This is a genomic window from Synechococcus sp. H55.2 (assembly GCF_047462495.1).
Taxonomy (GTDB): domain Bacteria; phylum Cyanobacteriota; class Cyanobacteriia; order Thermostichales; family Thermostichaceae; genus Thermostichus.
The window spans coordinates 1-8,317 of sequence record NZ_JANSJH010000107.1 but is presented as its reverse complement, the minus strand read 5'-3'; the positions used below and the strand labels follow the sequence as shown (position 1 = coordinate 8,317).

Sequence of the window (8,317 nt, the reverse complement as noted above, 5' to 3'; positions counted from 1 at the left end):
CCCTCCCCCCGCCCCTTCTGTGCCCCTCTCCCAAAGGCTCGTTCCCTTCGAGCTGCTGGAAGGCTTTTTTGGACATTTGGAAGCGCTGTTGCTGCAGATCGGCTACCTACACCCCCACACCGCCCGCCGCAAAATGCTCAAATTTCGCGCCCTGTTCCAGCGGGCCGGCTTGACCGTGGCCGAGGTGGCCTTGTTGCGCGGCATCCTACGGCAACTGCAATGGAGCCAGGGTCAGACAAATCCCGTCCCGCCGACGCGGCCAGATTTCACCGGGATCCCACTCGACTGCTAGAGCTTAAGGGCGGCCCGAGGATCGTAGGATTGAACCCGCTGCAGCTTTTCGTAAAGTTCCCGTTCCTCATCAGAGAGACGGGTGGGCAAATGGATCTGCACCACCACGTAAAAATCCCCCCGTTCTCCGTTGCCCTTGGGGAAGCCCCTTTCCGCCAGCCGCAACTTTCGCCCCGGCTGCATGCCAGGCGGGATCCGCAGCTTCACCACTCCATCCAGGGTGGGCACCTCCACCTGGGCACCCAAAACCGCTTCGCTGGGACTGATGGGCAGATCACAGTAAACATCGAATCCCTCCAGGCGATAGAAGGGATGGTCTTTCAGCTCGATCTTGAGGTACAGATCGCCGGCGCCGCCGTTGGGGTTGGGGTGGCCTTGGCCGCGCAGGCGAATCCGCTTCCCTGGCGTAATCCCTGCTGGGATGTTGACCTCGAGCACGCGATCCCCGCCCACCCGCAGGCGGCGCTTACCCCCCTCGAAAGCTTCAGGGATGGTGAGCTGAATGGTGGCCTCAGCATCGTAATTGGCGTTGTCGCTGGATCCGGAAAAGCCGCTGCTGCGGTTTGTGCTTTGGCTGCGCACTCGGCCCAGCAGTTGATCGATAAAATCTTGAAAATCGTCAAATTGGCTGAAATCGACACCCCCCCCACCAAATCCAAAGTCTTCGTTGAAGGGGGCATCGGCAAAAGGGCTGCCGTAGGGCTGGCTATAGGTCTCCCGCCGGGAACGGAACCCACCCTGCTGATAATATTGGCCAAATTGGTCGTATTGCCTGCGTTTGCCGGGATCCGAGAGAACTTCGTAGGCTTCGTTGATCTCCTTAAACTTCTCTTCGGCGGCTTTGTTGTTCGGGTTAACATCCGGGTGATATTTCCGGGCCAAGCGCCGATAGGCCTGCTTGATCTCGTCGGCGGTGGCCGTCTTGCTGACCCCCAGAATCTTGTAGTAGTCCTTGAAGTTTTGCATGGAGGCGTCCGCAGGCAAATTGCTGAGAATGGGCAAAAAACCAAGCAGTTGGCTTCCGACCCGTTGACGAAAAGAGAAGAAGGCGGGCTAGACGCCATCGCCTATCCCGTCCTTCCTCATTATCGGTGCTGTGGATAAGGAGCCCCAGAGGGATCCCACTGCCGTCACTTGGTCTCGGTGAAGTCGGCGTCGATGACGTCGTCGCTGCCGCCAGAGGTCGTCCCAGAGGTGGAGCTGGAAGCGGCGCCGGGCTGTTGATAGAGCTCGCTGCTCATGGCGTAGAGGGCCTCCTGCAGCTCCCGCTCTTTGCTCTGGATGGCGCTGTCGTCCTCCCGTTGAATGGCGTCCCGCAGCTCCCGCACCAAGGTCTCGATTTGGCTGCGCTTGCTGGAGGAGATCTTGTCGCCCAGCTCCTTCAACTGCCGCTCGGCCTGGTAGGCCAGCGAGTCGGCCTTGTTGCGGCGCTCGATTTTCTCGCGGCGGGCGCGGTCTTCGGCAGCGTATTTCTCGGCTTCGGCAATCATCCGCTCCACCTCTTTGCTATCCAGCGTGGAGGCGCCGGTGATGGAGATGCTCTGCTCCTTGCCGCTGCCCTTATCTCTGGCCGTCACCTTGAGGATGCCGTTGGCGTCGATGTCGAAGGTCACCTCGATCTGCGGCACACCGCGGGGAGCCGGCGGGATCCCGTCCAGCTTGAAGCGGCCCAGGGACTTGTTGTCGCGGGCCAGCTCCCGCTCCCCTTGCACCACGTGGATTTCCACCGAGGTCTGCCCATCTTCGGCGGTGGAGAAGATCTCCGACTTGCGGGTGGGCACGGTGGTGTTGCGCGGGATCAGCTTGGTGGCCACGCCGCCCAGGGTTTCCACCCCCAAAGACAAGGGGGTGACATCCAGCAGCAGCACATCTTTAACTTCGCCCGCCAGCACACCGGCCTGGATGGCAGCGCCCACGGCCACCACCTCGTCGGGGTTGACGCTCTGGTTGGGCTCTTTGCCCAGCAGCTCCTTCACCAGCCGCTGCACCGCTGGAATGCGGGTGGAGCCGCCCACCAATACCACTTCGTTGATGTCGGCCTTGGTGAGCTTGGCATCCCGCAGGGCCTGCTCCACCGGCCCTTTGCAGCGCTCCAGCAGGTCGGCGCAGAGGTGTTCAAACTGGGCGCGGGAGAGCTTCAGCTCCAGGTGCTTTGGACCATCGGCAGTGGCAGTGATGAAGGGCAGGTTGATGGTGGTCTCGGAGACACTGGACAGCTCGATCTTGGCTTTTTCGGCGGCTTCCGTCAGCCGCTGCAGGGCCTGCCGGTCTTGCCGCAGGTCGATCCCTTCCATTTGCTTGAACTGCTCAGCCATCCAGTCCACGATCTTCTTGTCGAAGTCGTCGCCTCCCAACTGCGTGTCGCCACTGGTGGATTTCACCTCAAAGACCCCATCGCCCACCTCCAGGATGGACACGTCGAAGGTGCCGCCGCCCAGGTCGAAGACGAGGATGGTCTCGTTGTTGCGCTTGTCCAAGCCATAGGCCAGAGAAGCCGCCGTCGGCTCGTTGATGATGCGCAGCACTTCCAAGCCGGCGATCTTCCCGGCATCTTTGGTGGCCTGCCGCTGCGAGTCGTTGAAGTAAGCAGGTACAGTAATGACGGCTTGGGTAACCGGTTGGCCCAGGTAGCGGCTGGCATCATCCACCAGCTTGCGCAACACCATGGCCGAGATCTCTTCGGGGGCAAATTCCTTGTTCAAGCGGGGTGCATACAACTTGACATTGCCCCGTTCATCCCGCCGCACCTGGTAAGAGACCCGCTTGGAATCGGCATTCAGCTCATCGTACTTGCGCCCGATGAACCGCTTGACCGAATAAAAGGTGTTTTCGGGGTTGAGCACCGCCTGGCGGCGGGCCATCTGCCCTACCAGGCGCTCTCCATCCTTGGTGAAGGCAACCACCGAGGGCGTGGTGCGAGTGCCCTCGGCATTGGCGATGACGGTGGGGACACCCCCTTCCATTACGGCGACAACCGAGTTGGTTGTGCCCAAGTCAATTCCTACAACTTTTCCCATCGGCTCCTTGTTCTCCTTTTGTTCAAGACGTTACCTCGGCTACCGCCGCCAGGCTGTATGAAGTAGCTTGGGCAGCCAATCCGTGAAAATTCAGCAGGTATTTAGCTGTTTCCTAGGCTGATCCTAACCAGCAGGGCATTGCGGTCAGGGCGAGAATGCCGCCCATTTCTGGCAACTGGAAGGCAGAGCAGTTACGGATCTCCGTACCTGCCGGGGCCTTGCTTCCAGGGCCGGTTGGGGCAAGGGCGGCTAGCTCTGGATAAGCTGCAGGGCTTCCAGGCTGCGGGCCACAACGGTTTCGGCCAGGGGCAGGTAGCCCATTGCTTCGGCCAGAGCCTGTCCTTCGCTGAGGGCCCAGCGCAGCACCGCCCGCAGGGCAGTGGCAATAGCGGGATCCCGGTACTGGCGGTAGGCCAGGATCCAGGTGTAGGTGACGATAGGATAAGCCCCGGCGCCGGACGGATCCGGCTCAAAGGCCCGCAGGTTCTCAGGCAGCTCGATTTCGCTCAGGGCCAGGGCCGAGGCTGCGGGGGTGGGGAGGACAAACTCGCCGCGGCGGTTTTCCAGGGCCGCCACCGATAGATCCAGGTCGCGGGCGTAGACCGATTCCACATAGCCGATCACCCCTTCGCTGTAGAGCATCTGGGCGCTCATGCCTTCGTTGCCCTTGACCCCAATCCCCACCGGCCACTCCAGGGACATGCCGACACCAATCTCGGCGGCCCAAGCGGGGTCGATGGCGGCCAGGTGGCGGGTAAAGGTGTCGGTGGTGCCGCTGCCGTCGGAGCGGTAGCAGACGGCGATGGTCAGGTCGGGGATCTCCAAATCGGGGTTGAGGGCCAAAATCTGCGGATCCCGCCACTGGGTAATCTGGCCGCGGAAGATCTGCACCAAGACGGAGCGGGATAGCTTGAGGCCGGAGCGGATCCCGGGCAGGTTGTAGCCGACGGCAATGCTGCCTGCTGTCATCGGGATCATGACCACGCCCCGCTTCACCTCGGCAATCTCGGCATCGGTCATGGCCACGTCGCTGGCGGCAAAGTCCACCGTCTGGTCGATAAATTGGCGGATCCCGGTGGCACTGCCCACCGGCTGGAAGTTGATTTCCACTTTGGGATCCACCTGGCGGTAGTCGGAAAACCAGCGCAAATACAGAGGGGCCGGGAAGGTAGCCCCAGCCCCGTTGATCAACACAATTTCCCCGGAAGACTGGCTGTCGGCAACAGGGACAGCATCGCCGGCTTGGCCAGAACGGGATCCCTGTTGGCAGGCGCTTAGGCCGGCAGCAGCCAGCAACGACAGCAGCATTTCTCGACGGCGGCAGCGGGGCAGTTGAACCATGGCTGAGGCGCTCCAAGCTCTCCGCCCCGATCCTTAGTCTTGCCCACGGAGCCCTGTCAAGGGCTGCCATCTTTAGCTCTGGCAAGCACCAGAGGGGGCAACTTCCCGCAAAAGTCGGCTTCTTCTCTTCACCAACTGGTCGCCGATCCCCGCAGGGTTCGCTGCGCGCTTCGGCAAAAACGGGGATCCCAACTCTGTCTTTGTCTCAAGATGGAAAACAGAGCTTGCTCGAGAAAAACAAAGAAAAACAGCGAAAGAAAGAGAATGAAAGAGTTGAGTTCTGCAGCAACTGCAGAGGGATCCCCAGGCCAAAGCCTTATCTGGCAAGGCTTAGCCGGTTTCGAGCCGGATCCCCCCTGCCTTGGAAAAATCTTGACATATCTTGGAATAGAGCAATATATTGTGGATTCTGTGCAGAAATCCTGCGCTGTTTACATCTCGGTATCTGGGGGACTACTATGCCGACTTTGACTCGTTCTCCCTGGACACTGCGAGACAGCGAAAAGCTCTATCGCATCTCCGGTTGGGGGGATCCCTACTTCCGTATCAACGCCGCCGGTCATGTGGAGGTAACCCCACAGGGCCTACAGCAGCAGGAACCTGGCATCGACCTGTACCACCTGGTGATGGATCTGGTGGCGCGGGGTTTGCAGTTGCCTTTGTTGATTCGCTTTCCCGAGATCGTGGCCGACCGCATGCGGCGGATTTGCGAGAGCTTTCAGCAGGCCATCGAGCGCTTTGGCTACCCCAACGTCTATCGGGGGGTTTACCCGGTCAAGGTGAACCAGCAGCGCCACCTGGTGGAAGAGGTGGTCAAGCACGGTCGCGCCTACCACTTTGGGCTGGAGGCAGGCTCCAAGCCGGAGCTGTTGATTGCCCTGGCTCTGCTGGATACACCTGGGGCTCTGTTGATCTGCAACGGCTACAAAGACCGCGATTTTATGGAAACGGCTCTCTTGGCCCAGCGGCTGGGGCGCACCCCCATCATCGTCCTGGAGCGGCTGCAGGAGCTGGAGCTGGTGCTGCAGGCTGCCGAGCACCTGGGCATTGATCCCATCCTGGGGGTGCGGGCCAAGCTCTCAGCCCAAGGGATCGGGCGTTGGGGCACCTCGGCTGGGGATCGGGCCAAGTTCGGCCTCACGGCCACGGAGATGTTGCAGGTGGTGGAACGGCTGCGGGAGGCCGGCAAGCTGCACTGTCTGCGTCTGTTGCACTACCACATTGGCTCGCAGATCTCGATGGTGAGCGTGCATGGGCGGGCCGTGCGGGAGGCCAGCCAGATCTACATCGAGCTGGTCAAACTGGGGGCGCCGATGGGCTATCTGGATATCGGCGGCGGCTTGGGGGTTGATTACGACGGATCCCAGTCCACCAGCCATTTCTCCCAGAGCTACAGCTTGGAGGATTACGCCGCCACCGTGGTGCAGACGGTGCTGAGTGCCCTGCAGCCGCACGGGATCCAGCCGCCGGTGCTGGTGACCGAAAGCGGGCGGGCCCTGATGTCCCACCAGTCGGTGCTGGTCTTTGACGTCCAGGATGTCAACGCCGCCAGCCCCTACCCCATGCCCACCCAGCTCACGTCCGATGCCGAGGTGATCCAGAAGCTGAACCAGCTTTACTACCAGATCCAGCCGGAGACCCTGGTGGCCGACTATCGCCGCTGCCAGGAGCTCAAAGAAGCCGCCCTGCGCCAATTTACCGAGGGATCCCTCAGCTTGCAGGAGCGGGCCGAGGTGGAGCGGATGTTCTGGAACTGCTCCGACAAGATCTGCACACTGGCCTACGAGCAGCACCAGGCGGGGCAGCCGGTGGCCGTAGATCTTCTAGATCTGGACGAAATGCTGGCCAGCATCTACTACGGCAATTTCTCCCTCTTCCAATCCCTGCCGGATAGCTGGGCCATCGACCAGGTGTTTCCCATCATGCCCATCCACCGTCTGGACGAGGAGCCGCGCCAATGGGCCACCTTGGCGGATCTGACCTGCGACAGCGACGGCAAGATCAACCGCTTCTTTGGCGAAGACGGGCAGATCACCTCGGTCTTGCCGCTGCATGATCCCGATGGGCAGCCCTACCTGCTGGGGGTGTTTCTGGGGGGCGCCTACCAGGAGATCCTGGGGGATCTGCACAACCTGTTTGGCGACACCAACGCCGTGCACATCCGCACCCGTCCCGGCGGCTACCAAGTCACCCAAGTTATCAAGGGGGACACCATCGGCGAAGTGCTGAGCTGGGTGCAGTACAACAGCGAAGATCTGGTGGAAACCCTGCACCACGCCACCGAAGCCGCCCTGCAACGGGGGCAGATTAGCCTGGATCAGGCCCGCGCTTTGCAGCAGCACTTCGAAGACAACCTGCGGGCCTACACCTACTTGCACCGCTAGCCGGTCAGAGACGGCCCCAAAGCCCAGGTCAAAACAGAAAAGGATCCCGGTTTTGGGCCGGGATCCTTAAGCTTTTGAGATCTGGGAGTTGGGGGAAGGGGATTAGACGTGGCTCATTACAGGCGCAGCGGGCTATTCAGGGTCAAGTTCATCACCTGACTGGGGCGCAACACCACCACCTGGGGAGCCGTGATGTTGCCCACTGCCACGCCGGCCCCGGCTCCGCCAATCACCCCCAAAGCAGAGACACCCCCTGTCAGCAGGCCCAGCACCGTACCGCCCACCGCACCAATGGCTGCGTCCTGGGCGATGGCTTCGGCGGAGTATTGGCGGGGATCTTTCTCATCGTGGATCAAGTCAGAAGACATCTGCACCGAGTAAAGGCGTCCATTGGCAACCAGGGCCGTGCCGAAGAACCGAGCTCCTCCCTGAACCGGGCGCAAACTACCCCGCACTTCGCTCCCTGCCGGGATCACCAACTGGCCGTCGCCGCCGTAGATGTCCTGAGCTACCCGCAAGGTAAGGGGATGGGTGCTGTTGGGGCTGAAGTACTGGGGCTCTCCACCCTCGAGGGTCTGGACGGGGATGACCGTGCCCGGCTGCAATTGGCGCACACCTACATCAAACAGTTGCTGAGCAGAAGCAGGGGGCAAGGCGAGCAACCCCAAAGTGGGGATTGCCCAGCCAATCATCGCCGCCGCAACAACACGAATGTTCATCAAAACTCTCCGGTAAATGTTCAACACAGCATCCCAAGGAAAACGCAGATTCTTGGGAGCGCTTGCGAGCCACCTGAAGGTCAAGCCCGACGAATAAAGCTGATCAAGGCCAACAGAACCAAAGCCCCAACAGTAGCCATCAGCAAGCTTCCCAGCAAGCCCGTAGCCGATAGGCCAAGCAAATCAAAGAGATATCCCCCGACAAATGCCCCGCAGACGCCGACAATGATGTTGCCGATCAAGCCAAATCCGTAACCACGCCGGATGTACCCTGCCAGCCAACCGGCAATCGCCCCGATCAACAGAAACCAAAGGGTGCTGTTCATACAACTTACTTCTCCAAGGTATGCTATACCTACAGCTTACTCTTCGTTGCTAAAAGATAAATGCTCTGAAAACCAACCTTCTGTACACTCGGCACACTTGACGGCCACCTGACAAATTGGTAACTTTTGCTGAGAACAGATAACCACCAAAAAGTTGGGTCTAAAACCCCAAGTTGATTTTGGATGTATGCAATGAAGACCTGAAGAGGAGCGCCACCGACACTAGATATAGATACATA

Annotated in this window: 7 protein-coding genes and 1 pseudogene; 2 read left to right on the top strand and 6 right to left on the bottom strand. The window is 60.5% G+C overall.

The window, feature by feature from the left end:
• Nucleotides 1–292: pseudogene (locus tag NW844_RS11180) on the top strand (RNA methyltransferase); the annotation flags it as partial.
• Here the strand turns inward: NW844_RS11180 and NW844_RS11175 are convergent.
• From NW844_RS11175 to pstS, 3 genes are all read right to left on the bottom strand, one after another.
• The gene (locus NW844_RS11175; RefSeq protein ID WP_414335691.1) at nt 289–1,257 is read right to left on the bottom strand and encodes a DnaJ C-terminal domain-containing protein; all 969 of its coding nucleotides are present in this window, start codon (nt 1,255–1,257) and stop codon (nt 289–291) included. The pseudogene NW844_RS11180 and the gene NW844_RS11175 overlap by 4 nt on opposite strands.
• A gap of 164 nt (nt 1,258–1,421) precedes the next feature.
• Entirely contained in the window at nt 1,422–3,308 is a 1,887-nt protein-coding gene (gene dnaK, locus NW844_RS11170) for a molecular chaperone DnaK (RefSeq protein ID WP_414335690.1), read from the bottom strand.
• 249 nt (nt 3,309–3,557) lie between these two features.
• Nucleotides 3,558–4,649, bottom strand: a complete 1,092-nt coding sequence (pstS, locus tag NW844_RS11165) for a phosphate ABC transporter substrate-binding protein PstS (protein ID WP_414335689.1) — start codon at nt 4,647–4,649, stop codon at nt 3,558–3,560.
• Nucleotides 4,650–5,107: 458 nt separating this feature from the next.
• Here pstS and speA point away from each other — a divergent pair, with 458 nt between their 5' ends.
• On the top strand, nt 5,108–7,033 hold the full coding sequence (gene speA, locus NW844_RS11160) for a biosynthetic arginine decarboxylase (RefSeq protein WP_414335687.1): 1,926 nt from the start codon (nt 5,108–5,110) through the stop codon (nt 7,031–7,033).
• Nucleotides 7,034–7,149: 116 nt separating this feature from the next.
• Here speA and NW844_RS11155 read toward each other — a convergent pair whose 3' ends face one another.
• The 3 genes from NW844_RS11155 to NW844_RS11145 all read right to left on the bottom strand — a co-directional run.
• A complete protein-coding gene (locus NW844_RS11155) occupies nt 7,150–7,752 on the bottom strand; it encodes a hypothetical protein (protein WP_414335686.1) in 603 nt (200 codons plus the stop codon).
• A gap of 80 nt (nt 7,753–7,832) precedes the next feature.
• The gene (locus NW844_RS11150) at nt 7,833–8,078 is read right to left on the bottom strand and encodes a GlsB/YeaQ/YmgE family stress response membrane protein (RefSeq protein ID WP_414335685.1); all 246 of its coding nucleotides are present in this window, start codon (nt 8,076–8,078) and stop codon (nt 7,833–7,835) included.
• Nucleotides 8,079–8,107: 29 nt separating this feature from the next.
• Nucleotides 8,108–8,317: hypothetical protein (locus NW844_RS11145; protein WP_414335683.1), on the bottom strand; the 210-nt coding region annotated here is incomplete at its 5' end.

Bases quoted from the DNA above. Each gene is read 5' to 3' on its own strand.
- NW844_RS11155 (WP_414335686.1), bottom strand. From the start codon at position 7,752: ATGAACATTCGTGTTGTTGCGGCGGCGATGATTGGCTGGGCAATCCCC.
- pstS (WP_414335689.1), bottom strand. From the start codon at position 4,649: ATGGTTCAACTGCCCCGCTGCCGCCGTCGAGAAATGCTGCTGTCGTTG.
- speA (WP_414335687.1), top strand. From the start codon at position 5,108: ATGCCGACTTTGACTCGTTCTCCCTGGACACTGCGAGACAGCGAAAAG.
- NW844_RS11150 (WP_414335685.1), bottom strand. From the start codon at position 8,078: ATGAACAGCACCCTTTGGTTTCTGTTGATCGGGGCGATTGCCGGTTGG.
- NW844_RS11175 (WP_414335691.1), bottom strand. From the start codon at position 1,257: ATGCAAAACTTCAAGGACTACTACAAGATTCTGGGGGTCAGCAAGACG.
- dnaK (WP_414335690.1), bottom strand. From the start codon at position 3,308: ATGGGAAAAGTTGTAGGAATTGACTTGGGCACAACCAACTCGGTTGTC.